This window comes from Streptomyces sp. NPDC104313 (assembly GCF_055583985.1).
Genome location: NZ_JBVJMW010000018.1, coordinates 102090 through 126065, shown reverse-complemented (window position 1 = coordinate 126065; position 23976 = coordinate 102090). Strand labels below are relative to the sequence as shown.

At 73.0% G+C, this 23976-nt stretch carries 23 protein-coding genes and 1 pseudogene; 19 read left to right on the top strand and 5 right to left on the bottom strand.

Annotation, left to right across the window (positions count from 1 at the left end; all coding sequences use genetic code 11):
• The first annotated feature begins 10 nt into the window (after positions 1-10).
• Positions 11-1249, top strand: coding sequence for an RNA polymerase sigma factor (locus tag ACZ60Q_RS31555; protein WP_469640978.1), 1239 nt, complete (start codon positions 11-13; stop codon positions 1247-1249).
• A gap of 244 nt (positions 1250-1493) precedes the next feature.
• A complete protein-coding gene (locus tag ACZ60Q_RS31550) occupies positions 1494-2849 on the top strand; it encodes a M14 family metallopeptidase (protein WP_469640977.1) in 1356 nt (451 codons plus the stop codon).
• A gap of 158 nt (positions 2850-3007) precedes the next feature.
• Here ACZ60Q_RS31550 and ACZ60Q_RS31545 read toward each other — a convergent pair whose 3' ends face one another.
• Entirely contained in the window at positions 3008-3229 is a 222-nt protein-coding gene (locus tag ACZ60Q_RS31545) for a type II toxin-antitoxin system VapB family antitoxin (protein ID WP_469640996.1), read from the bottom strand.
• Positions 3230-3341: 112 nt separating this feature from the next.
• Between ACZ60Q_RS31545 and glmS the strand changes: the two genes are divergently transcribed.
• The 8 genes from glmS (at position 3342) to ACZ60Q_RS31505 (ending at position 11014) form a co-directional block, all read left to right on the top strand.
• Positions 3342-5189 carry a glutamine--fructose-6-phosphate transaminase (isomerizing) gene (glmS, locus tag ACZ60Q_RS31540; RefSeq protein WP_469640976.1) on the top strand — a complete coding sequence of 616 codons (1848 nt, stop codon included), beginning with the start codon at positions 3342-3344 and terminating at the stop codon, positions 5187-5189.
• 56 nt (positions 5190-5245) lie between these two features.
• Positions 5246-5614 carry a holo-ACP synthase gene (locus tag ACZ60Q_RS31535; protein ID WP_103507544.1) on the top strand — a complete coding sequence of 123 codons (369 nt, stop codon included), beginning with the start codon at positions 5246-5248 and terminating at the stop codon, positions 5612-5614.
• 131 nt (positions 5615-5745) lie between these two features.
• Positions 5746-7194: an NAD(P)H-hydrate dehydratase gene (locus tag ACZ60Q_RS31530; RefSeq protein WP_469640975.1), complete on the top strand. Its 1449-nt coding sequence runs from the start codon at positions 5746-5748 to the stop codon at positions 7192-7194.
• Between the two features lie 47 nt (positions 7195-7241).
• Positions 7242-7628: a DUF488 domain-containing protein gene (locus ACZ60Q_RS31525; protein ID WP_469640974.1), complete on the top strand. Its 387-nt coding sequence runs from the start codon at positions 7242-7244 to the stop codon at positions 7626-7628.
• A gap of 60 nt (positions 7629-7688) precedes the next feature.
• Positions 7689-8861, top strand: a complete 1173-nt coding sequence (gene alr, locus ACZ60Q_RS31520) for an alanine racemase (RefSeq protein ID WP_469640973.1) — start codon at positions 7689-7691, stop codon at positions 8859-8861.
• Entirely contained in the window at positions 8858-10099 is a 1242-nt protein-coding gene (locus ACZ60Q_RS31515; RefSeq protein WP_469640972.1) for an alpha/beta fold hydrolase, read from the top strand. The genes alr and ACZ60Q_RS31515 overlap by 4 nt, the downstream gene beginning before the upstream one ends.
• On the top strand, positions 10068-10685 hold the full coding sequence (gene tsaE / locus ACZ60Q_RS31510) for a tRNA (adenosine(37)-N6)-threonylcarbamoyltransferase complex ATPase subunit type 1 TsaE (protein WP_469640971.1): 618 nt from the start codon (positions 10068-10070) through the stop codon (positions 10683-10685). Before ACZ60Q_RS31515 ends, tsaE begins: the two co-directional genes overlap by 32 nt.
• 134 nt (positions 10686-10819) lie before the next feature.
• Positions 10820-11014, top strand: coding sequence for a hypothetical protein (locus ACZ60Q_RS31505; protein WP_469640970.1), 195 nt, complete (start codon positions 10820-10822; stop codon positions 11012-11014).
• 20 nt (positions 11015-11034) lie between these two features.
• Here the strand turns inward: ACZ60Q_RS31505 and ACZ60Q_RS31500 are convergent, their stop codons facing one another.
• Positions 11035-11631 carry a hypothetical protein gene (locus tag ACZ60Q_RS31500; RefSeq protein WP_469640969.1) on the bottom strand — a complete coding sequence of 199 codons (597 nt, stop codon included), beginning with the start codon at positions 11629-11631 and terminating at the stop codon, positions 11035-11037.
• A 134-nt stretch (positions 11632-11765) separates the two neighbouring features.
• Between ACZ60Q_RS31500 and tsaB the strand changes: the two genes are divergently transcribed.
• The 4 genes from tsaB to ACZ60Q_RS31480 are packed head-to-tail and all read left to right on the top strand — an operon-like array spanning position 11766 to position 14342.
• A complete protein-coding gene (tsaB, locus tag ACZ60Q_RS31495; protein WP_469640995.1) occupies positions 11766-12413 on the top strand; it encodes a tRNA (adenosine(37)-N6)-threonylcarbamoyltransferase complex dimerization subunit type 1 TsaB in 648 nt (215 codons plus the stop codon).
• A gap of 38 nt (positions 12414-12451) precedes the next feature.
• Positions 12452-12940 (top strand): ribosomal protein S18-alanine N-acetyltransferase, encoded by a 489-nt coding sequence (gene rimI, locus ACZ60Q_RS31490; protein WP_469640994.1) that lies wholly within the window; start codon positions 12452-12454, stop codon positions 12938-12940.
• Positions 12940-14076 carry a tRNA (adenosine(37)-N6)-threonylcarbamoyltransferase complex transferase subunit TsaD gene (gene tsaD, locus ACZ60Q_RS31485; protein WP_469640968.1) on the top strand — a complete coding sequence of 379 codons (1137 nt, stop codon included), beginning with the start codon at positions 12940-12942 and terminating at the stop codon, positions 14074-14076. Before rimI ends, tsaD begins: the two co-directional genes overlap by 1 nt.
• Positions 14073-14342 carry a hypothetical protein gene (locus tag ACZ60Q_RS31480; protein ID WP_469640967.1) on the top strand — a complete coding sequence of 90 codons (270 nt, stop codon included), beginning with the start codon at positions 14073-14075 and terminating at the stop codon, positions 14340-14342. The genes tsaD and ACZ60Q_RS31480 overlap by 4 nt, the downstream gene beginning before the upstream one ends.
• Positions 14343-14463: 121 nt before the next feature.
• Here ACZ60Q_RS31480 and ACZ60Q_RS31475 read toward each other — a convergent pair.
• Positions 14464-15219 (bottom strand): annotated as a pseudogene (locus ACZ60Q_RS31475) (TetR/AcrR family transcriptional regulator); the annotation flags it as partial.
• Positions 15220-15346: 127 nt separating this feature from the next.
• Here ACZ60Q_RS31475 and ACZ60Q_RS31470 point away from each other — a divergent pair.
• On the top strand, positions 15347-16876 hold the full coding sequence (locus ACZ60Q_RS31470; RefSeq protein ID WP_469640966.1) for an MFS transporter: 1530 nt from the start codon (positions 15347-15349) through the stop codon (positions 16874-16876).
• Positions 16877-17031: 155 nt separating this feature from the next.
• A complete protein-coding gene (locus ACZ60Q_RS31465) occupies positions 17032-17496 on the top strand; it encodes a VOC family protein (protein ID WP_469640965.1) in 465 nt (154 codons plus the stop codon).
• Between the two features lie 730 nt (positions 17497-18226).
• Here ACZ60Q_RS31465 and ACZ60Q_RS31460 read toward each other — a convergent pair.
• The gene (locus ACZ60Q_RS31460; RefSeq protein ID WP_469640964.1) at positions 18227-19450 is read right to left on the bottom strand and encodes a THUMP-like domain-containing protein; all 1224 of its coding nucleotides are present in this window, start codon (positions 19448-19450) and stop codon (positions 18227-18229) included.
• A 135-nt stretch (positions 19451-19585) separates the two neighbouring features.
• On the opposite strand from ACZ60Q_RS31460, the gene ACZ60Q_RS31455 reads away from it, so the two are divergent.
• The 3 genes from ACZ60Q_RS31455 (at position 19586) to groL (ending at position 22889) form a co-directional block, all read left to right on the top strand.
• The gene (locus ACZ60Q_RS31455) at positions 19586-20503 is read left to right on the top strand and encodes a polysaccharide deacetylase family protein (RefSeq protein ID WP_469640963.1); all 918 of its coding nucleotides are present in this window, start codon (positions 19586-19588) and stop codon (positions 20501-20503) included.
• A gap of 354 nt (positions 20504-20857) precedes the next feature.
• Entirely contained in the window at positions 20858-21166 is a 309-nt protein-coding gene (gene groES / locus ACZ60Q_RS31450) for a co-chaperone GroES (RefSeq protein WP_028439209.1), read from the top strand.
• A gap of 97 nt (positions 21167-21263) precedes the next feature.
• Positions 21264-22889, top strand: a complete 1626-nt coding sequence (gene groL, locus ACZ60Q_RS31445; RefSeq protein ID WP_469640962.1) for a chaperonin GroEL — start codon at positions 21264-21266, stop codon at positions 22887-22889.
• Positions 22890-23075: 186 nt separating this feature from the next.
• On the opposite strand, the gene ACZ60Q_RS31440 is transcribed toward groL, so the two are convergent.
• The gene (locus ACZ60Q_RS31440) at positions 23076-23849 is read right to left on the bottom strand and encodes an SDR family NAD(P)-dependent oxidoreductase (protein WP_469640961.1); all 774 of its coding nucleotides are present in this window, start codon (positions 23847-23849) and stop codon (positions 23076-23078) included.
• Positions 23850-23976: the final 127 nt, after the last annotated feature.

The following is a 23976-nucleotide window of genomic DNA, read 5'->3' as shown; positions in this document are numbered from 1 at the left end:
GGAGGGCCGGATGGCCGCCGAAGCCGTCGAGGCGGTGTTCCGGGAGGAGCGCGGGCTGCTGCTCGCCTCCCTCGTCCGCCGGTTCGGGGACCTCGATCTGGCCGAGGAGGTGACGTCCGAGGCGATCGAGGCCGCCCTGCGGCACTGGCCCGTCGAGGGCGTCCCCGCCCGGCCCGGGGCCTGGCTGCTGACGACCGCCCGGCGTCGGGCGGTGGACCGGCTGCGGCGCGACCAGGTGTACGCCGCCCGGCTCGCCGTCCTCGCCGCCGACGCGGAACGCGCCGAGCCCGCGCCCGCCCCGGACCTGTCCGGATCCGGACAGGGTGAACTTCCGGACGAGCGGCTCCAGTTGTTCTTCACCTGCACCCACCCCGCCCTCGCCGCCGAGGACCGCACCGCCCTGACCCTGCGGTGCCTCGCCGGGCTCACCACACCGGAGGTGGCGCGGGCCTTCCTCGTGCCGACGGCGACCATGGCCCAGCGCATCGTGCGGGCCAAGAAGAAGATCCGCGAGGCCCGGATCCCGTTCCGGGTGCCCGGCCCCGACGAACTGCCCGAGCGGCTGCCCGGGGTCCTCCAGGTCGTCTACTCGGTCTTCACGGAGGGGTACGCGGCCAGCTCGGGGCCCCGTCTCCAGCGGCTCGACCTGGCCGAGGAGGCGATCCGGCTGGCCCGGATACTGCACCGTCTGCTGCCCGCCGAGCGGGAGAGCGCCGGGCTCCTCGCGCTGTTGCTCCTCGTCCACGCCCGGCGCGACGCGCGGACCGGGCCGGAGGGCGAGCCGGTGCTGCTGGAGGGCCAGGACCGGGGGCGCTGGGACCGGCCGATGATCGAGGAGGGCCGCGCCCTGGTCGTCCGGGCGCTGACCGGCGGGCCGGCCGGGCCGTACGGGGTGCAGGCCGCCATCGCCGCCCTGCACGACGAGGCGGCGGACGTGGCGGCCACGGACTGGCCGCAGGTCGTTGCCCTGTACGACGTGCTCCTCACGATCGCCCCGTCCCCCGTGGTGGCGTTGAACCGCGCCGTGGCGGTGGCGATGCGGGACGGTCCGGGAGCCGGTCTCGCGCTGCTCGACGCGTTGGCGGGGGAGCCCCGGCTGCGGGGGTACCCGCCGTACGTCGTGGCGCGGGGGGATCTGCTCGGCCGGCTGGGGCGGGACGGGGAGGCCGCTGACGCGTACCGGGAGGCGCTGGAGCTCGCGGGCACCGAGCCGGAGCGGGCCGCGCTGCGCCGGAAGCTGGGGGAGTAGGAGCCGGCCCTTCTCGTTACCGCGGCAGCGGGAACACCACGACCATCGCGAACGTCGCGGCCGACACCCTTGGATGCCGCTCTTCCTCTTCGGAGACGCGTAGTCGGGGGCGCGTATGTCTCACCGGCCGGGGCCCAGTCCCGAGATGGCCGGAACCATCATCTTGACCCGGTCATGACATGAGTCCATTCTGTGCCCGTCGCACAGCTCCACCCCCACCCCGACGGACCCAGGAGATGCCAGCATGCGACTCGTCACCGCACGGAGATCCCGGCCGACGAAGGCCCGACGCAACGCCGCCCTGACCGTCCTGCTCGCCCTCGCCCTCGCGGCCCCCGCCACCACCGTGGCGACCGCGGGGAACGCGGCCCCGAACGCGGCCGTCGCCGCGGACGAGCGGACGCTCCAGTACGAGATCACCGGGCGCACCACCCCTGCCGCCCGCACCGACATCGCCCGCGCGGGCGTCTCGATCGACGAGGTCCACGACCACGGCGTCGTGATCACCGCGGACGCGGCCCAGGCCCGGACGCTCCGGGCGCGCGGCCATGTACTGGAGGCACTGCCCGCCCCGGACGCCGCGCCGCACGCGGCGGACGGGGTGAGCGCCCTCGACTTCCCGCCCGCCGACTCCCGCTACCACAACTACGCCGAGATGAACGCGGCGATCGACGCGCGCATCGCCGCGAACCCCTCGATCATGAGCAAGCGTGTCATCGGCAAGACCTACCAGGGCCGCGACGTCATCGCGGTCAAGGTCAGCGACAACGTCGCCGCCGACGAGGCCGAACCCGAGGTCCTGTTCACCGCCCACCAGCACGCCCGCGAGCACCTGACCGTCGAGATGGCGCTCTACCTGCTCCGCGAACTGGGCCAGGGCTACGGCTCCGACTCCCGGATCAAACAGGCGGTCGACGGCCGGGAACTGTGGATCGTGCCGGACATGAACCCGGACGGCGGCGAGTACGACATCGCCTCCGGCTCGTACCGCAGCTGGCGCAAGAACCGTCAGCCCAACTCCGGCTCCACCGCCGTGGGGACCGACCTCAACCGGAACTGGGCCTACAAGTGGGGCTGCTGCGGCGGCTCCTCCTCCAGCCCCTCGTCGGAGACCTATCGGGGGGCCGCCGCGGAGTCCGCGCCCGAGACGAAGGTCGTGGCCGACTTCGTCCGCAGCCGGGTCATCGGCGGAAAGCAGCAGATCACGGCGGCCATCGACTTCCACACGTACAGCGAACTGGTGCTGTGGCCCTTCGGCTACACGTACAACGACACCGCACCCGGCATGACCACCGACGACCGCAACGCGTTCGCGGAGGTGGGCCGCAGGATGGCGGCGAGCAACGGCTACACCGCCGAGCAGTCCAGTGACCTGTACATCACCGACGGGTCCATCGACGACTGGCTGTGGGGCTCGCAGAAGATCTTCGGCTACACCTTCGAGCTGTACCCCCGCTCGGCCTCCGGCGGCGGTTTCTACCCGCCCGACGAGGTCATCGAGCGCGAGACGTCCCGCAACCGGGACGCGGTGCTCCAGCTGATCGAGAACGCGGACTGCATGTACCGGTCGATCGGCAAGGAGGCGCAGTACTGCTCCTGACGGGGCGAGGCCGGCCCGGCTCCGGCGCGGGACCTCGTACGGGCCCGCACCGGAGTCTCAGGAGGCGATCGTGCCGGCCTCGATCGCATCGGACCACGCCGCTTGCCGGTCGGGCTCGGAGAGCAGTCGTACGAGGCCCGACGTGTCGAGCAGGTAGATCACTGCCCGTCCTTCTCCGCCCGGTGCCGCCGTTCGGCGTCCTTGACCGCGCCCCACGTGCGCGCACGATCGAAGTGGCGGCTGATGCGTGCCGCCCGCTCCTGCCGCTCGGCGTAGAAGCGCAGGGCGAGGTTGACGGTCTCCTTCTTCGTCCGGGCCTTGGACAGGGCCATCGCCCGCTCCAGGGCTTCATCGTCTATGTCGATCCGGGTCACCGACATGTCAGGCCCTCCCGTCCTGCGGCCTGCGGCCTGCGTCTTGTGGTGCATGTACGGAGATTTGTATGGCACCAACATTCCTCCCGCGAGACACTTCCGGCTTTAGGGTGCCGTTATGTGTGGAATCGTGGGTTATGTCGGTGGACAGTCGGCGCAGGACGTCGTCGTCGCAGGACTCAAGCGCCTCGAATACCGGGGCTATGACTCGGCGGGCGTCGCCGTTCTCGCGGACGGCGGGCTCGCCGCCGCGAAGAAGGCGGGCAAGCTCGTCAATCTGGAGAAGGAGCTGGGAGACCGGCCGCTGCCGGCCGGACGGACCGGCATCGGACACACCCGCTGGGCGACGCACGGGGCGCCCACCGACACCAACGCCCACCCGCATCTGGACAACGCGGGCCGGGTCGCCGTCGTACACAACGGGATCATCGAGAACTTCGCGGCCCTGCGCCGCGAGCTGACCGGACGCGGGCACGCCCTGGAGTCGGAGACGGACACCGAGGTCGTCGCGCATCTGCTGGCCGAGGCGTTCTCGGCCGAGGGGGACCTGGCGGAGGCGATGCGGCAGGTGTGCCGGCGGCTGGAGGGGGCCTTCACCCTGGTCGCCGTGCACGCGGACCAGCCGGACGTGGTGGTCGGCGCCCGGCGCAACTCACCGCTCGTCGTGGGCGTGGGGCAGGGCGAGTGGTTCCTCGCCTCGGACGTCGCCGCGTTCATCGCGCACACCCGGTCCGCCGTCGAGCTGGGCCAGGACCAGGTCGTCGAGCTGAGCCGCGAGGGCGTCGTCGTCACCGGGTTCGACGGGGAGCCCGCCGAGGTGCGCGACTACCACGTCGACTGGGACGCGTCCGCCGCCGAGAAGGGCGGATACGCCTCCTTCATGCTCAAGGAGATCGCCGACCAGCCGCAGGCCGTCGCCGACACCCTTCTCGGCCGGGTCGACGGCGAGGGCACGCTCCACCTCGACGAGGTGCGCATCCCGGCCGCCGAACTGCGGGAGGTCGACAAGGTCGTCATCGTCGCCTGCGGAACCGCGTTCCACGCCGGAATGATCGCCAAGTACGCCATCGAGCACTGGACCCGGCTGCCCTGCGAGACCGAACTCGCCAGCGAGTTCCGCTACCGGGACCCGATCCTGGACCAGCGCACCCTCGTCGTCGCCATCTCCCAGTCCGGCGAGACCATGGACACCCTGATGGCGCTGCGGCACGCCCGCGAACAGGGCGCGAAGGTGCTCGCCATCTGCAACACGAACGGCTCGACGATCCCCCGCGAGTCCGACGCCGTCCTCTACACGCACGCCGGGCCCGAGGTCGCCGTCGCCTCCACCAAGGCCTTCCTCACCCAACTCGTCGCCTGCTACCTCGTGGCGCTCTACCTCGGCCAGGTACGCGGCACCAAATGGGGCGACGAGATCCGTACGGTGGTGCGCCAGCTCTCCGCGATCTCCGGCGAGGTCGACCGGGTGCTGGAGACGATGGAGCCCGTGCGCGAGCTCGCCCGGTCCCTCGCCCACCACGACACCGTCCTGTTCGTCGGCCGGCACGTCGGCTACCCGGTCGCCCTCGAAGGCGCGCTCAAACTCAAGGAACTCGCCTACATGCACGCCGAGGGCTTCGCGGCCGGCGAGCTGAAACACGGGCCGATCGCGCTCATCGAGAAGGGCCTCCCGGTCGTCGTCATCGTCCCCTCGCCACGCGGCCGTTCGGTCCTCCACGACAAGATCGTGTCCAACATCCAGGAGATCCGGGCCCGGGGCGCGCGCACCATCGTCGTCGCCGAGGAGGGCGACGAGGCCGTCGTCCCGTACGCCGACCACCTCATCACCGTCCCCGCAACGCCTACGCTGCTTCAGCCGCTGGTCGCCACCGTGCCGCTCCAGGTCTTCGCCTGCGAGCTCGCGACGGCCCGCGGCAACGAAGTGGACCAGCCGCGCAACCTGGCGAAGTCCGTGACCGTGGAGTGAGCGAGCGGCCCGCGGCGTCGGGGCGCGAGCGCGACAGGAACAGTGAGGGTGGGGTCGTGATCATCGGGGTCGGGATCGATGTGGCCGAGATCGAGCGGTTCGGTGCGGCGCTGGAGCGTACGCCCCAGCTGGCCGACCGGCTCTTCGTCGGAAGTGAGCTGACACTGCCCAGCGGCGAGCGGCGCGGAGTCGCCTCGCTCGCCGCCCGGTTCGCCGCGAAGGAGGCCCTGGCCAAGGCGCTCGGCGCACCCGGCGGGCTGCTCTGGAGCGACGCGGAGGTCTGGGTCGAGGAGAGCGGGCAGCCCCGGCTGCGGGTACGCGGCACGGTCGCCGCCCGCGCCGCCGAACTGGGCGTGCGCGGCTGGCACGTCTCACTCAGCCATGACGCGGGGGTGGCGTCGGCGGTGGTCATCGCCGAGGGGTGACACCCGCCCGGCCGGACACGCCGCAGGGGTGACACGCGTCCGGCCGGCCCTCCCGCGGGGGTGAACCCGCCGCCCGCGCGGTGGGCGTACGGGGGTGGCGTCGGCCCGGGTGATCGCGGAGGGTGGGACCCATGCGACGTGCCTACAGCGTGGAGACCGTACGGGCCGCCGAGGCCGCCCTCATGCGGCGGTTGCCGGAGGGCGAGCTGATGCGGCGCGCCGCCGCCGGGCTCGCCGTGGCCTGCGGCGATCTGCTGCGGCGCAACGGCCGCGTGTACGGGTCCCGGGTCCTGCTGCTGGTCGGCAGCGGCGACAACGGCGGCGACGCGCTGTACGCGGGCGCCCGCCTCGCCCGCCGGGGCGCGGGCGTCCGGGCCCTGCTGCTCGCCCCCGACCGGGCCCACCCCGGCGGCCTCGCCGCGCTGCTGGCGGCCGGGGGACAGGTCGCCGACGGGCCGGACGGGCTCGGCGTGCTCGACCTCGTGGTGGACGGCATCACCGGCATCGGCGGGCGCGGCGGGCTGCGCGAGGGCGCCACCGGGCTGCTGCACACGGTGACCCGGGACCGTACCCCGGTCCTCTCCGTCGACCTGCCGAGCGGGGTGGAGGCCGACACCGGGGAGGTGCACGGCGACGCGGTACGGGCGGACGCGACGGTCACCTTCGGCACGTACAAACCCGGCCTCCTGATCGACCCGGCCGCCGAACACGCCGGGGCCCTGCGGCTGGTCGACATCGGGCTCGGCCCGGAACTGCCCGAGCCGCCGGACCTGGAGGCCCTCCAGTACGCGGACGTCGCCGCGCTGCTGCCGGCGCCGGGCCCGGAGAGCGACAAGTACCGGCGCGGGGTCGTCGGCGTCGTCGCCGGTTCCGAGCGCTACCCGGGTGCCGCGGTCCTCGCGGTCGCGGGTGCGCTGCGCGGCGGGGCCGGGGCCGTGCGGTACGTCGGACCGGGCGTGGACGCGGTGATCGCCCGCTACCCCGAGGCGCTGGTGCACGCCGGGCCGCCGTCGAAGGCCGGGCGGGTGCAGGCCTGGGTGGTGGGGCCCGGTCTCGGCGACGGGCGGAGCGCGGAGGCGGCCGTCGCCGACGTGCTGGCCGCCGACGTCCCCGTGCTCGTCGACGCGGACGGGCTGCGGCTGCTGGACGCGGAGACCGTGCGGACCCGGACCGCCCCCACCGTCCTCACCCCGCACGCGGGGGAGGCCGCGGCCCTGCTCGGCACGGCCCGCGAGGAGGTCGAGGCCGGGCGGCTCGCCGCGGTGCGCGAACTGGCCGCCCGCTACCGCGCCACCGTGCTCCTCAAGGGCTCCACGACCCTGGTCGCGGAGGCCCGCGACACCCCCGTACGGGTCAACCCGACCGGCACGTCCTGGCTCGCCACCGCGGGCAGCGGCGACGTGCTCTCCGGTCTTACGGGGTCCCTGCTCGCGGCCGGACTCGCCCCGCGCGACGCCGCGTCCGTGGGCGCGTATCTGCACGGGCTCGCCGCCCGGCACGGCTCGGACGGGGCCCCGGTCTCCGCACAGGACGTCGCGGACGGCATCCAGGCCGCCTGGCGCGACGTGCGGGCGGGCTGAGCGGGGGCGAGGGTGGAAGCCCGGGAGCGGAAGGGCGGTCGGCAGCGGTGAGCGACAGCGAACCCGTACGCGTACGCAGGGTCTACGACCCGCCGGAGGGCGGCGACGGCACCCGGGTCCTCGTCGACCGGCTCTGGCCCCGGGGCGTCTCCAAGGAGCGGGCCGCGGTCGACGTATGGCTGAAGGACGTCACCCCCTCGGACGAGCTGCGGTCCTGGTACCACCAGGACCGCTCCGGCGCGCGCCACGACACCTTCGTCGAGCGCTACCGCACCGAACTGGAGGACCCGGCGCATACGGAGGCCGTCGAGCGGCTCGTCGGCCTGGTGCGCGAGGGCGGCCCCGTCACGCTGATCACCGCCGTCAAGGACGTGGCCGACAGCCATGTCCCGGTCCTGGCCGACCACCTGAAGCATGTGATGAAACGTACATAAGGCTGGATACCCGCGTGCACTGCCGGGGAGGTGGCCGACGCCTCTGAGAGACTGGGCGCGATGAACGAGACAGCGTCCCTGAGAGCCCGTGCCGAGATCGACCTCGCCGCGCTGCGCGCCAACGTGCGCGTCCTGCGCGAGCGTGCGGCCGGTGCGCAGCTCATGGCCGTGGTGAAGTCCGACGGTTACGGGCACGGGGCCGTGCCCTGCGCGAGGGCCGCCCGCGAGGCCGGGGCCACCTGGCTGGGAACCGCGACCCCGCAGGAGGCCCTCGCCCTGCGCGCGGCCGGACTCGACGGCCGGATCATGTGCTGGCTGTGGACGCCCGGGGGCCCCTGGCGCGAGGCGATCGAGGCCGACATCGACGTGTCGGTCAGCGGCGTGTGGGCGCTGCGCGAGGCCGTCGCGGCCGCCGCCGGGGCCGGCCGGCCGGCCAGGATCCAGCTCAAGGCGGACACCGGCCTCGGCCGCAGCGGCTGCCAGCCCGCCGACTGGCCCGAGCTGGTCACCGAGGCGCTGGCCGCCGAGCGGGCCGGGCGGGTGAAGGTCACCGGCCTCTGGTCCCACTTCGCCTGTGCCGACGAGCCCGGCCACCCCTCGATCGCCGCCCAGCTCGCCGTGTACCGCGACCTGGTCGCGTACGCCGAGAAGGAGGGCGTGGAGCCCGAGGTGCGGCATCTGGCCAACTCCCCGGCCACGCTCACGATCCCCGAGGCGCACTTCGACCTCGTACGGACGGGCATCGCGATGTACGGCATCTCGCCCGCCCCCGAACTGGGCACGCCCGGCGACTTCGGGCTGCGGCCCGTGATGACGCTCGCCGCGTCCGTCGCCCTGGTCAAGGACGCCCCGGCCGGACACGGCGTCAGCTACGGCCACCACTACACGACCTCCGCCGGGACGACGCTCGGCCTGATTCCCGTCGGTTACGCGGACGGCGTCCCGCGCCACGCGTCGGGCCGGGGTCCCGTCCTGGTCGGCGGGAAGACGCGCACGGTCGCGGGCCGGGTCGCCATGGACCAGTTCGTCGTCGACCTCCACGGCGACCGGCCGGAGGCGGGCGCGGAAGCGGTGCTGTTCGGACCGGGCGGCCGGGGCGAGCCGACCGCCCAGGACTGGGCGGAGGCCGCCGGCACGATCGCGTACGAGATCGTCACCCGCATCGGCGCACGGGTGCCCAGGGTGTACGTGGGCGGGACGGCCGGCGACCTGACCGGGGGTGTGCCGCGGTGAGCGGGGGCAGCGGGCAGGACGTGGTTGCCGCGACCGCCGCCACGGCGGCCGGCTGGCGCCGGGCCGGGATCGCCGGAGCCGCCATAGGCGTGCTCGCCGCCGGCGCGGCGGCCGGGGTCGCCGTCGAGCGGCTCACCGTCGGGCGCGGCATGCGCAAGAGGGCCCGCCTCGCGCTGGACGCGACCGGACCCTTCGGCTCGCTGCGCGGCACGCCGGGCCGGGCCGTCGCCGACGACGGCACCGAGCTGTACTACGAGATCGACGAGGTTCAGGACGCGCCGCCCCCGGGCGAGGAGGGGTCCGGCTCCTCCGGCACCCGCCGCCGTCGGCTCTTCGGGCACAAGGCCCCCGCCCCGGTCACCGTCGTCTTCAGCCACGGCTACTGCCTCGGCCAGGACTCCTGGCACTTCCAGCGGGCCGCCCTGCGCGGTCTCGTACGCGCCGTCTACTGGGACCAGCGCAGCCACGGCCGCTCCGGGCGGGGCCGGGCCCAGGCGGACGGGGTGCCGGTCGGCATCGACCAGCTCGGCCGCGACCTGAAGGCGGTCATCGACGCGGCGGCCCCCGAGGGCCCGCTGGTGCTGGTCGGGCACTCCATGGGCGGCATGACGATGATGGCGCTGGCCGACCGGTACCCGGCCCTGATCCGCGACCGGGTCGCCGCCGTCGCCCTGGTCGGCACCTCCGGCGGCAAGCTCGGCGAGGTGAACTTCGGGCTGCCGGTGGCGGGCGTGAACGCGGTGCGCCGGGTGCTGCCCGGGGTGCTGAAGGCGCTCGGCTCGCAGGCGGAGCTGGTGGAGAAGGGGCGACGGGCCACGGCCGACCTCTTCGCCGGGCTGATCAAGCGGTACTCGTTCGGTTCGCGGGACGTGGACCCGGCGGTCGCCCGGTTCGCGGAACGGCTGATCGAGTCCACCCCGATCGATGTGGTCGCCGAGTTCTACCCGGCCTTCACCGAGCACGACAAGAGCGGTGCGCTGCCCGCGTTCCGGGACGTGCCCGTGCTGATCCTGGCCGGGGACAAGGACCTGGTGACCCCCAGCTCGCACAGCGAGGCCATCGCGGACGTCCTGCCCGACGCCGAACTGGTGATCGTGCCGGACGCCGGGCACCTGGTGATGCTGGAGCACCCGGAGACGGTCACCGACCGGCTGGCCGACCTGCTCGTACGCAGCGGCACGGTGCCGGCCGCTAACGTTGACGGACATGGAAGCACCGCACAGCGGCCCGGCCGCTGAGACCGTTCCGGAACCCGCAGGAGCGACCGTCCCCGAGCCCGCCGGGACGACCGTCCCCGAGCCCGCCGGGACGACCGCCGACGAGCCCGCCGGGGCCGTACCCGAGGCCGTCACGGTGACGCTCACCGTCACCTCCCCCGAACAGATGCGGGATCTTGGCCGCCGCCTCGCCCGGGTGCTGGCCCCCGGCGACCTGGTCATGCTCACCGGGGAGCTGGGCGCCGGGAAGACGACGCTGACCCGGGGTCTCGGCGAGGGCCTCGGCGTGCGCGGCGCGGTCACCTCGCCCACCTTCGTCATCGCCCGCGTCCACCCCTCGCTGACCGGGGGCCCCGCCCTGGTCCACGTCGACGCGTACCGCCTGGGCGGCGGGCTCGACGAGATGGAGGACCTGGACCTCGACGTGTCGCTGCCGGAGTCGGTGGTGGTCGTGGAGTGGGGGGACGGCAAGGTCGAGGAGCTGGCGGAGGACCGGCTGCGGGTCCTCATCGACCGCGCGACCGGCGACACCGACGACGAGCGGCGCGAGGTGACCCTGATCGGCATCGGGGCGCGCTGGGCCGGGCTGCGGGCGGACCTGGGGTGACGATCCGGGAGTAGCCTTCCCGACAGGGCGTCGGTAAATTGTTGCGTGCGGGCCCGTGGTCGTGGTCACATGGGTACGAGGTGTGGTTAGGCTTACCTAACCACACCCTTCACCGGAGCATCAAGGAGGCATCCATGCCGACGCCCGAGCGCGCAGCGCGACCGACTCCGTCCGCCCTGTCGATGAAGGACCTGCTGGCCTCGTGCGCCGCGGCCACCGCGGTCTCCACCCCGCCGAGCCGGAAGCCGACCGCGCCGGAGCCATCCGGCTCGGCGGACCGGGACGAGGAGAGCGCTCACGCGGAGACCGCCCGGAGGCGGGCCGCCTGAGGCCCTGTGGGCCTGCGGCCCTACGGGACGACGACGACCTTCGCGCCGACCGTCGCGAAGGTCCACATGGCGTTGCCGTCCGCGCGCTTCATCCGGACACCGCCGGTCTTCGACGTCGGGTCCGGGCTGGCCATCGAACCGTCCTGCGCCGCGCTGAAGCCGATCGCCACCTGGTCCACGTTCGCGAAGCGGACCACGTGCTCGATCGGGACGCCGTCCGAGCCCTGGACCGTGCCCGAGCGCGAGGTGACCTTGTGGACCCCGGGCGGCGGGCTGACGGAGCTCGGCATCACGGTGAAGGTACGGATCGCCTCGTCGCCCTCGTCGACCAGCCACACCCGGCGGTCCTTCAGCGCGTACACGACGCGCTCGCCCGTGCCCGACGCCCCCGGGACCGCCAGCGGGTCGGCCTTGGGCTTCGGCTTGGCGGAGGGCTGGGCCGAGGCCGACGCGGAGGGCTTCGCGCCGGGCGTGGACGCCACCGACTCGGGGGCGTTCGCCGAGGCCTGGTAGGCGAGGAAGGCGACCGCGGCGACCGCCGCCGCAGTGAGCCCGGCCACGATTCCCGAGCTTCCCCTAGCCACCGTGAACTCCCCTTTCGACTGCCGTTGCCGCATGTCGTACAAGCGTTTACGTCGTACCCGCGGATACCGGGTGACGGTAGCAGCAGACAGCGGACGGGCCGGGACGCCGTACGGACGCGGTAACGCCGTCGGCGGAGCCGTAGGCTGTTTGCGTGCTCTTGCTCGCCATGGATACCGCCACGCCCGCCGTCACCGTCGCCCTGCACGACGGCACGTCCGTCATCGCCTCCTTCGGACAGGTCGACGCCCGCAGACACGGGGAGCTGCTGCTCCCCGCCGTCGACCGGGTCCTCGCCGAGGCCGGGATGAAGATCGACGCCGTGACGGACGTGGTCGTGGGCGTCGGCCCCGGCCCGTACACCGGCCTGCGGGTCGGCCTGGTCACCGCCGCCACCTTCGGCTCCGCCCTCTCCGTACCGGTCCACGGCCTGTGCACCCTGGACGGCCTCGCGTACGCCGCCGGCCTGGAGGGCCTGGAAGGGCCGTTCGCCGTGGCGACGGACGCGCGCCGCAAGGAGGTCTACTGGGCACGGTACGAGGACGCCCGCACCCGTACGGGCGAACCCGCCGTCGACCGGCCCGCCGACATCGCCGGGGCGCTGGCAGGGCTCCCCGTGGTGGGCGCGGGCGCGGTCCTCTACCCGGACGCCTTCCCCGACGCGCGCGGCCCCGAGCACGTCGCCGCCGGGGCGCTCGCCGCGCTCGCCGCCGAACACCTCGCCGCCGGACAGGAGCTCCTGGAGCCCCGGCCGCTCTATCTGCGCAGGCCCGACGCGCAGGTCCCGAAGAACTACAAGGTGGTCACCCCCACGTGAGCACCGCCGCCATCGGCACCGCCGCCGTACTGCGCGAGATGCGCTGGTGGGACATCGCGCCGGTGCTCGACCTCGAACACGTGCTGTTCCCGGACGACGCCTGGTCGCCCGGCATGTTCTGGTCCGAACTGGCCCACGCCCGCGGCCCCGGCGCCACCCGCCACTACGTCGTCGCCGAGGACCCCGCCACCGGGCGGATCGCCGGCTACGCGGGGCTCGCCGCCCTCGGCGACCTGGCCGACGTCCAGACGATCGCGGTCAGCCGCGAGGCGTGGGGCACCGGCCTCGGCTCCGAACTCCTCACCGACCTGCTGAAGGCCGCCACCGCCTTCGAGTGCGCCACGGTCCTCCTGGAGGTCCGGGTCGACAACGCGCGGGCGCAGAAACTGTACGAGCGCTTCGGCTTCGAACCGATCGGCTTCCGGCGCGGCTACTACCAGCCGGGGAACATCGACGCCCTGGTCATGCGCCTCACCACGCAAGAGCAAGCAGTGCACGAGCACGCACCAGAAACCGGGACTGAATGATGGCTGCCGACGAACCTCTCGTACTCGGCATCGAGACCTCCTGCGACGAGACCGGCGTGGGCGTCGTGCGCGGGACGACCCTGCTCGCGGACGCCGTCGCCTCCAGCGTCGACACCCACGCCCGCTTCGGCGGCGTCGTCCCGGAGATCGCCTCCCGCGCCCACCTGGAGGCGATGGTCCCCACCATCGAGCGCGCCCTGAAGGAGGCGGGCGTCAGCGCCCGCGACCTCGACGGGATCGCCGTCACCTCGGGCCCCGGGCTCGCCGGAGCACTGCTCGTCGGCGTCTCGGCCGCGAAGGCGTACGCGTACGCGCTCGGCAAGCCGCTCTACGGGGTCAACCACCTCGCCTCGCACATCTGCGTCGACCAGCTGGAGCACGGTCCGCTGCCCGAGCCGACGATGGCCCTGCTGGTCAGCGGCGGCCACTCCTCGCTCCTGCTGGCCCCCGACATCACGAGCGACGTCCGCCCGCTCGGCGCGACGATCGACGACGCGGCGGGCGAGGCGTTCGACAAGATCGCCCGGGTGCTGAACCTCGGCTTCCCCGGTGGCCCGGTCATCGACCGGCTCGCCAAGGAGGGCGACCCGGCGTCGATCGCGTTCCCGCGCGGTCTGACCGGCCCGCGCGACGCCCCGTACGACTTCTCCTTCTCCGGGCTCAAGACCTCCGTCGCCCGCTGGATCGAGGCGAAGCGCGCGGCGGGCGAGGAGGTGCCGGTACGGGACGTGGCGGCGTCCTTCCAGGAGGCCGTGGTGGACGTGCTCACCCGCAAGGCGGTCCGGGCCTGCAAGGACGAGGGCGTCGACCATCTGATGATCGGCGGCGGCGTCGCGGCCAACTCCCGGCTGCGCGCCCTGGCCCAGGAGCGCTGCGAGCGGGCCGGCATCCTGCTGCGGGTACCGCGCCCCGGGCTCTGCACCGACAACGGGGCGATGGTCGCGGCGCTCGGCGCGGAGATGGTCGCCCGCAACCGCCGCCCCTCCGACCTGGAGCTCTCCGCGGACTCCTCGCTGCCGGTCACCGAGCCGCATGTGCCGGGCGCCGACCACGCTCACGGTCGCGGTCACAGTCACGGTCACTCCCACGATCACGACCACGTGCACGAGATCAGCAAGGACAACCTGTACTCATGAGCGCCGGAACCATCGTCCTGATGTGGGAGGCCCGCGCCGCCGAGGGACGCGGCGGCGAACTCCTGGAGTGGGCGCGGGCACGGGCCGCCGAGCTGGCCCGCGAACCCCACCGCGGCGAACTGCTGCGCGCCCCGCAGGACCGGGTGCTGGTGATGACGTGGTGGCAGGACGCCTCGTACGGCGACGACCTCCCCGAACTCCCCGAGCCCGAAGCCGCCCTGATCACCCGCCCGGTGCACCGGTGGCGCTTCGAGACGGTGGGCTGAACGCGCGGGCACCGGGTCGGCGGGAGCCGTCGGCCCCCGCGTCCCGGGCCGGGTCTTCGTGCCCCGGGCCGGTCGGGTCTCCGCGCCCCGGTCGGGTCTTCGTGCCCCGGTCCGGTGAGGTTCTCGCACCCCGTGTCCCGCGCCTGAGCAGGCCGTCCACGATCGCGTCGAGCTCCTCGACGGTCTCGTAGTCGGCGGCGTACTCCCGCCAGCGGTCCTTGACCTCGGTGAGCCGGGGCAGCTCCGCCGCGTCCTTCTCGGTGACCATCTCCGGGAAGAACTCCCGGCGCGGCGGGCTCTCCGCCCGGCGGGCCGCCGCCCTGCGGAAGACCAGGTCCCCGTAGACGTAGCTCCAGATCGTCCGGTACGCCCGCACCGAGCGGGCCGGGGAGAGGCCGCAGGCGAGCGCGCAGTCGACGATCTCCTCCACCATCCACAGCGCGTCGCGGTCGGTGAGCTCGCCCAGCGCCAGGATGTCCAGCACCCAGGGGATCCGGCCGATGACGTCGTGCAGGTGAGCGGCGACCGCCACCAGCCGCTCGCGCGGGTCCTCGGGCAGCTCCGGGCGCGGGAACGCCGCCGCCGTGCCGGACAGGGTGAGCATCAGCAGCTCGTCCTTGTCCTGCACGTAGTGGTAGAGCGCCATGGGCGTGCTGCCCAGCTCCTTCGCCACCCGTCGCATGGACAGGGCGGACACGCCCTCCTCCTCGACGATGCGGCGCGCGGTGGCGATCATCACGTCCGGGTCCAGTCGGCGGGGCCGCCCAACGGGCCGTCCGGCGGGCCGTGGGGCGGGCCGCCCGGATGTGCCCGGTTTGCCGCCCGACACCGGATTTCTCATCTTCTTCGCCTTCTCGGTCTTCTCGGTGCCTGACACCTGGGCATTCTCTCCTCCCGGGGCTTTGCTCCGGTCCGCCGCGGAACCCTCCCGGTGCCTCGGCCTTTATTTTCTGTACGCGTACGGTAATTCTCGGTCGAGGGAAGCGCGAAGGGAAGGGGACGTCATGGGCGGCGCGGGGAGGAGCGGAACGGCAAGAGGCCCCGAGGGCGGGGCGGCGGGCACGCCGGGTGCGGGAGAGCGGCACGCGCGGTGGCTGCTGGTGGTGGCGCTCACGGTGCAGTTCCTGGTGTCGCTGGACATGTCGGTGGTGAACGTCGCGCTGCCCGACATCCGCAGCGACCTCGGCTTCGGCGGGGACGGGCTGCTGTGGGTCGTGAACGCGTACGCCCTCGCCTTCGGCGGGCTCCTCATGCTCGGCGGCCGACTCGCCGATCTGACCGGTCCCCGCCGTGTCCTGACGGCGGGCCTGGTGCTCTTCGGCCTGGCCGGCCTGGCCGGCGGGCTCGCCTGGTCGCCCGGGTCGCTGGTAGCGGCGCGGGCCGTCCAGGGCGTCGGCGCGGCGGCCCTCGCCCCGGTGGCGTTCGCCCTGATCACCCTGGCCTTCCCGGCCGGGCCCGCCCGGTCCCGGGCGCTCGGACTGTGGGGCATGGCGGGTGCGGCGGGCGGCGCGGTCGGGGTGCTGGCGGGCGGGGTGCTCACCGACGCGATGGGCTGGCGGTCCGTGATGCTGGTCAACGTGCCGATCGTCGTCTTCGCACTGGCCGCCGCCGCACGCACCGGACCCGTCGGCGGGGCGCGGCGGGCCGGGGCGCGGCTGGACGTGGCCGGGGCGCTGCTGGTCACGGCCGGGACGACGCTGCTGGTCCTCGGGCTGGTGCGGACCTCGGACCACGGCTGGGGCTCGGCGACCACGCTCGCCTCCCTCGGCGCGGCGGTGATCCTGCTGGTCGCCTTCGTCGCCGTCGAACTGCGAACCGAATCCCCGTTGCTCCGGCCCGGCCTGCTGAGGGGTCGGCCGGTGCTGACCGCGAATCTGTTCTGTCTGCTGCTGGCCTCGGCCCAGTTCGGCGCGTTCTACTTCGTCTCGCTCTTCATGCAGCTGGTGCTCGGGTTCCGGCCGACCACCGCCGGGTTCGCGTTCCTGCCGTTCTGCGTGGGCGTCGTCGTGGGCTCGATCCTCGCTCCCCGTGCGGTCGCCGGGCTCGGTATCCGGCGGCTGATGACGGTGGGCGCGACGCTGGCGGCGCTCGGCATGGCCTGGTTCGCGGCGACCGTCACGGTCGACGGCGGTTTCCTCGTCTCGATCCTCGGCCCGTCGCTGCTCTGCTCCTTCGGCATGGGGCTCTGCTTCGTCCCGCTCGGCACGGCCGCGACGACCGATGTGGCCACCGGCGAGACCGGCATGGCCTCGGGGCTGCTCAACAGCTCGCGGCAGGTCGGCGGCTCGCTCGGCCTCGCGGTCCTGGTCACCGTCGCCGCCCAGGTCTCCGGCGGCTCCACCGGGCTCACCGAGCTGTCCTCGGGGTTCGAGGCCGCGTTCTGGGCCGCGGCGGGACTCCTGGCGGCGGCGGCGCTGGCGGCGTACGTCCTCCTGCCCGCGGAGCGCAAGGCTCTCGACGGGCCGAGGCCGCGGCGCGGGGCCTGGGCGCGGGGCCGGGGCGCCGAGCGGGAGGGTGACGCGGCTTCCCGCTGAGCCCGTACGGACGCGGCTTCCCACTGAGCCCGCCCGGGTGGGGAACGGCGGGTCCGGGGCGTGTCCGATGAGTTCGGGAGGCGGGCCGGGTCTACCTTCCACGACGTCCGGACCGACCGGCCCGGACGCGTGGACGGCCCGACGAGGAGAAGGTCATGCAGAAGATCACCCCCTGTCTCTGGTACGACGGCAAGGCCAAGGAGGCGGCCGAGCACTACGTCGCGATCTTCGGCGGGGACTCCCGGATCCTGGACGTCACCCACTACGGCGAGTCCGCCCCGGGCGAGACGGGTTCCGTGCTCACCGTCGAATTCCGGCTCGCGGGCCAGGACTACATGGGGCTCAACGGAGGCCCGCAGTTCCCCTTCACCGAGGCGATCTCACTCTCCGTGGACTGCGCCGACCAGGCCGAGGTGGACCGGTTCTGGGACGCGCTCTCCGAGGGCGGCGAGGAAGGCCAGTGCGGCTGGCTCAAGGACCGGTTCGGGGTCTCCTGGCAGATCGTGCCGAACGAGCTGCCGCGCCTGCTGGCCGACCCCGATCCCGTGAAGGCGGACCGTGCCATGAAGGCGATGCTCGGCATGAGGAAGCTGGACATCCAGGCGCTGCGCGACGCCTGAACGGACGGGCGGCCGTGAGGGCTCGAACGGGCGGGCCGCCCCTGCGGCCGGGTCGGTAATGTTCTGCGCATGCCACGCCGTGCCCCGCTCCCGCCGCCTCCGCCGCCTGTCGGGATCCGCTCCTGGCCCGACCGCGAGGCGATGCTCGCCGACCGGGCGGTGGTTCTGGGCGAGCTGGTGAGGATGCACGTGGGGCCGGCGCGGCTCGGTCTGCTGTGGATGTGGGCGGGGCTCGTCGCGATCGGCTGGAGCCTGGTGGGCTCCGGAATCGTCATGTTCGAACAGGCGATTGATCTGGTCGACTTCACCAGCTATGCCGGCGGATTCGTCAGCCTGGTCATCGGCGTCACGGTGCTGATCCCGGCCGGCGTCTTCCTCCTCCTGGGCGTCCGGCGGGACCGGAAGGTCCGCTCGCTGCTCACCGCCTGGGGCGCGCTGGACCGGGACCCGGAGCGCGACCGGCGGCTGCGGATGCCCGGAACGAGCCTCGCCTGGCTGCTGCTGTCGTTCGCCCTGGGCACGGTGGGGCTCGCCCTCTGCGTGATCGGACCCGCGAGCGCGCGACCCGGCCGGGAGACGTACGGGCTGGTCGCCCTGGTGATGGGCGTCGGCATGGTCGCCTGGCTGACCGCGTTGACCGGCGCGGTCACGGCCCTGGCGCACCGCCGCTGGGTGGTGGGCGTCCTGATGAGGTCCGCCGGGCGGGTCAGCGTGGGGCCCGCCGGGCGGATCAGCCCAGCGGATGGCCGATCAGCATCGTCGGAGCCCCCGCCACCCGGGTCAGGAACACCGTCGCCGAGTGAGGACCGCTCAACTTCATCCGGCGACGCAGCTCCTCCGGCTCGACCGCCGAGCCCCGCTTCTTGACGGTCAGTACGCCGACCTCCCGCTCCCGCAGCAGCGCCTTCAGCTTCTTCATGTTGAACGGCAGCCGGTCGGTGATCTCGTAACCCGAGACGTACGGGGAGGAGTACCGCGTATCGCTCGTGACGTACGCGATCGTCTCGTCCACCAGCCGCCCGTCGCACCGCTCCACGATGTCGGCGACCAGATGTGCCCGGATCACCGCGCCGTCCGGCTCGTACAGATAGCGCCCGACCGGGCCCACGGGCGGGGCGGGCAGCGGGGCCGGGGCGGTCAGGGTCGCCCCGGAGGGCAGCAGCGTGGCCCGGAACACGCCGGACGCGAAGCCCTCCCCGTACCAGAGCACCGCCTCCTTCACATCGCCGCCGTCCGAGATCCACTCGGCCTCCGCCTCCGGGCCGATCGCCTCGTGCGGGACGCCCGGAGCGATCTTCAGCGCCGCCCTGGGGGCCTTCAGCGCGGCGGCCACCGCCCAGGAAAGCGGCGGTGAGTACGCCTCCGGATCGAAGATGCGGCCCCTGCCTCCGCGCCGTGCCGGGTCCACGAAGACCGCGTCGTACTGGGAGGTGTCGATCTCCGTGACATCGGCGCACCGCACCTCGATCAGTCGCTCCAGGCCGAGCGCCCCGGCGTTGGCGCGGGCCACTTCGGCGGTCAGCGGGTCGCGGTCCACGGCCAGGACGGAGATCCCGGCGCGGGCCAGGGCGAGGGCGTCGCCGCCGATGCCGCAGCACAGGTCGGCCACGCTCCGCACGCCGAGCCCGGCGAACCGGGCGGCGCGGTGGGCGGCGACCGAGGTGCGGGTGGCCTGTTCGACCCCGTTGGGCGTGAAGAACATCCGGTAGGCGTCCTCGGCCCCGAACTTGGCCACCGCCCGCTGCCGCAGCCGGGCCTGGCCCAGGGCCGCCGACACCAGCTCCGCCGGATGCGCGCGGCGCAGCCGGGTCGCGGCGGCCAGCTCGTCGGCGGGGTCGTGGTCGCGCAGCTCGGCCAGCAGTTGCTCGCCCTCGGGGGTGCGCAGCGCCGCGAAGGCGGCGCGGGCGGGGTCGTCGTCCGGGGCGGAGGGGGTCGTTGCGTTCACCCGGCCCATTGTGGCTGCCGCGCCGGCGCTGTGGGCCGGCCGGGGGACGGGGGCGGTCCGCTCGCGGTGTCGGGGCGGGAGGCGGGCCGAGGGCTGGCAGGATGCGGCGCCATGCAGCTAGTACGACAAAAAGAAAAATCAGCCATGAAACGTTACAGGTCGGGCGTCGTCGTGCTGGCGGCCCTGCTGGCCGCCGCCGTCGCCTCGGGGTGCGCGGCGGAGAGCGGCGGCGGCGCGGGAGCCCCCGGCCCCGAGAAGCCCGCCGCCGGCCGGCCGGGCGAGGCCGCTCCGAAGGCCGGGCCCGCCCGCGCCCCGGACACGTACGCCGAGGCGCTCAGGAGGAAACAGGCCGCACGGGCCGTCGCCGCGAAGAAGTGGGGGCTCGCCAAGACCCCGCTCGCGGCCCCCGAGCCGCCGAGGACGAAGCCGCGCATCACCACCCGCAAGGGTTTCGAGGTCGGGGACGACGCCGGACTGCCGCCCGTCTTCACCACGGTCCCGACCAAGGAGAGGATCGTCTTCCTGACGATGGACGACGGGGCGGAGAAGGACCCCGAACTGCTGCGGATGATGACCGAACTGGACATCCCGTACAGCGCGTTCCTCAGTGACTACGTCACCAACGACGACTACGGCTACTTCAAGAAGATGCAGAAGCGCGGGGTGACGATCAGCAACCACACGCTCAACCACCGCTATCTGCCCGGCCTCTCCCACACCGAGCAGAAGCGGGAGATCTGCGGCCAGCAGGAGAAGATCCTCAAGCACTACGGCAAGCGGCCCACCCTCTTCCGCCCGCCCTACGGCAACTACAACCGCGACACCCTCGTCGCCGCCAAGTCCTGCGGGATCACCGCCGTGCCCCTGTGGTCCTCCGAGGCCTTCCCCGACCACATGGAATGGCGCGAGTGGGACCGGGACCTGCACCCCGGCGACATCGTCCTCACCCACTTCCGGGGCGAGGAGGACTGGAAGGGCTCGATGCCCGACATGATCCGCCGGGTCATGAAGACCATCACGGACAAGGGATACGCGGTGGCGAAGCTGGAGGACTACGTCTGACCCGCGCCCTTCCCCGTACGGGGCCGCGGATGCGCCCGCGGCCTCCGCCGCGCGCACCCGCTCTCAGGGCACCGCCTTCCGTACCGTCGTACGGAAGGCGGTGCCCCGCCCCGGCGTTGTCCGGAAGGTGACCCCACGGAGCCCTGATCCAGGCAGCGTGAGGGTGGTGAATTGGCACTCCGCTTGACCGAGTGCTAATCGCGGTCATAGTCTCGGTGCTGGCACTCCCCCCTGGAGAGTGCCAGCACCACTCTGCGCGACAGGACAGGTCCGGCACCCGCGACGACGGGCCGGTCAGGTCGCCGCCCACAGACTGTTAAACCCCGTGAGATCTCCGAAGGGGGAGACCGGATCGTGTCGACCACCAGCTCCAAGGTTGCGATCAAGCCGCTCGAGGACCGCATTGTGGTCCAGCCGCTCGACGCCGAGCAGACCACGGCTTCCGGCCTGGTCATTCCGGACACCGCGAAGGAGAAGCCCCAGGAGGGCGTCGTCCTCGCCGTGGGCCCGGGCCGCTTCGAGAACGGCGAGCGGCTTCCGCTCGACGTCAAGACCGGCGACGTCGTCCTGTACAGCAAGTACGGCGGCACCGAGGTGAAGTACAACGGCGAGGAGTACCTCGTCCTCTCGGCCCGCGACGTTCTCGCGATCATCGAGAAGTAATTCACCCACGTTTGCTTGTGTTCTGCGCCCCTGGCCCCCTGCGAAATAACTAGCCGGGCGGCGAGGGGCGCAGTTCATTTTGAGAGGGATACAGCCCATGGCGAAGATTCTGAAGTTCGACGAGGACGCCCGTCGCGCCCTTGAGCGCGGCGTCAACAAGCTTGCCGACACGGTCAAGGTGACGATCGGCCCCAAGGGCCGCAACGTCGTCATCGACAAGAAGTTCGGCGCTCCCACCATCACCAACGACGGTGTCACCATCGCCCGCGAGGTCGAGCTCGACGACCCGTACGAGAACCTCGGCGCCCAGCTCGTCAAGGAGGTGGCGACCAAGACCAACGACGTAGCGGGTGACGGCACCACCACCGCGACCGTCCTGGCCCAGGCGCTCGTCCGCGAGGGCCTGCGCAACGTCGCCGCCGGCGCCTCCCCGGCCTCCCTGAAGAAGGGCATCGACGCCGCGGTCAAGGCCGTGTCCGAGGAGCTCCTCGCGACCGCCCGCCCGATCGACGACAAGTCCGACATCGCCGCCGTGGCCGCGCTCTCCGCGCAGGACACCCAGGTCGGCGAGCTCATCGCGGACGCGATGGACAAGGTCGGCAAGGACGGTGTCATCACCGTCGAGGAGTCCAACACCTTCGGTCTGGACCTGGAGTTCACCGAGGGCATGGCCTTCGACAAGGGCTACCTGTCCCCGTACATGGTGTCCGACCAGGAGCGTATGGAGGCCGTCCTCGACGACCCGTACATCCTGATCCACCAGGGCAAGATCGGCTCCATCCAGGAGCTGCTCCCGCTCCTGGAGAAGGTCATCCAGGCCGGCGCCTCCAAGCCGCTCCTGATCATCGCCGAGGACGTCGAGGGCGAGGCGCTCTCCACCCTCGTCGTCAACAAGATCCGTGGCACCTTCAACGCCGTCGCGGTGAAGGCCCCGGGCTTCGGCGACCGCCGCAAGGCCATGCTCGGTGACATCGCCACCCTCACCGGTGCGACCGTCATCGCCGAAGAGGTCGGCCTCAAGCTCGACGGCGCCGGTCTCGACGTGCTGGGCACCGCCCGCCGCGTCACCATCTCCAAGGACGACACGACCATCGTCGACGGCGGGGGCAACTCCGACGACGTCAAGGGCCGCGTCAACCAGATCAAGGCCGAGATCGAGTCCACGGACTCCGACTGGGACCGCGAGAAGCTCCAGGAGCGCCTCGCGAAGCTGGCCGGCGGCGTGTGCGTCATCCGTGTCGGCGCCGCCACCGAGGTGGAGCTCAAGGAGAAGAAGCACCGCCTCGAGGACGCCATCTCCGCGACCCGCGCCGCTGTCGAGGAGGGCATCGTCTCCGGCGGTGGCTCCGCCCTCGTCCACGCGGTGAAGGTCCTGGAGGGCAACCTCGGCAAGACCGGCGACGAGGCCACCGGTGTCGCGGTCGTCCGCCGCGCCGCCGTCGAGCCGCTGCGCTGGATCGCCGAGAACGCCGGCCTGGAGGGTTACGTCATCACCTCCAAGGTCTCCGAGCTCGACAAGGGCCAGGGCTTCAACGCCGCCACCGGCGAGTACGGCGACCTGGTCAAGGCCGGCGTCATCGACCCGGTCAAGGTCACCCGCTCCGCCCTGGAGAACGCCGCGTCCATCGCGTCGCTGCTGCTCACGACCGAGACCCTGGTCGTCGAGAAGCCGGCCGAGGAAGAGGCCGACGCCGGTCACGGCGGCCACGGCCACTCCCACTAGTACCGCCCCGTACCGTCCGGTACGCCCGAGGCCCGGTACCCCTGTCGCTGGGGTGCCGGGTCTCGGCGCGTTCCGGGCCGTTCCGCCGTGAGCCGGCCCTGCGCCGAGCGGGGGAGGGGCGGAACCGACTCGCGTACCGATCGACGACGGCGAACCGGCAGCAGGTGACCCGCCGCCGCGAACCGACTACTGCGGACCGTACTTGCGGCCCGTCCGCGACGTGACCCCGCCGAGCAGACCCCGCGGGGCGACCTTCACCAGTCCCATCAGCGCCTTGTAGCGCGGGTCCGGGATCGACACCGTCTTCCCCCGGGCCAGATCCGTCAGCGCGGACGCCACCAGCTTGTCCGCGTCGAGCCACATCCAGCCCGGGATGTTGTCCGTGCCCATCCCGGCCCGCTCGTGGAACTCCGTCCGCACGAACCCGGGACACAGCACCATCAGCCGCACCCCCGACCCGGCCAGATCCCGTGCCGCGCCCTGGGTGAACTGCACGACCCACGCCTTGGACGCCCCGTACGTACCGCGCGGCACGAACGCCGCGACGGACGCCACGTTGACGACCCCGCCCCGGCCCCGCTCCTTCATCCCGGTGACGGCTGCCGAGGTCAGCCGCAGCACCGCCTCGCAGTGCACCTTCAGCATCGTCAGCTCATCGGCCATGGACACTTCCAGGAAGCGTCCCCTGTTGCCGAACCCGGCGTTGTTGACCAGCAGATCGACCGGGTGCGTGCGGTCCGCGAGCCGCTCCTCCACCGCTTTGATCCCGCCGTCCGTGGACAGATCCGCGTGTCGCACCTCTGCCTCGATGCCGTGCCGGTCGTGCAGTTCGGTGGCCTGCTCGCGCAGCCGCGCGGTGTCCCGTGCCACCAGCACCAGGTTGTGCCCCTGGGCCGCGAGCCGCCGCGCGAACGCGGCCCCGATGCCCGCCGTCGCGCCCGTGATCAGTGCAGTCGTCATACGCCGCACGTTAGTGCCCCGCCCCGGACGCCCCTGACCTGCCCTCAGCCCTGCCGGGCACCGCGTCCCCGACCGGCCCTGACCCCAAAGGCTCCCATCGTGAATTCGCCCAGCCTCCAAGAATTTC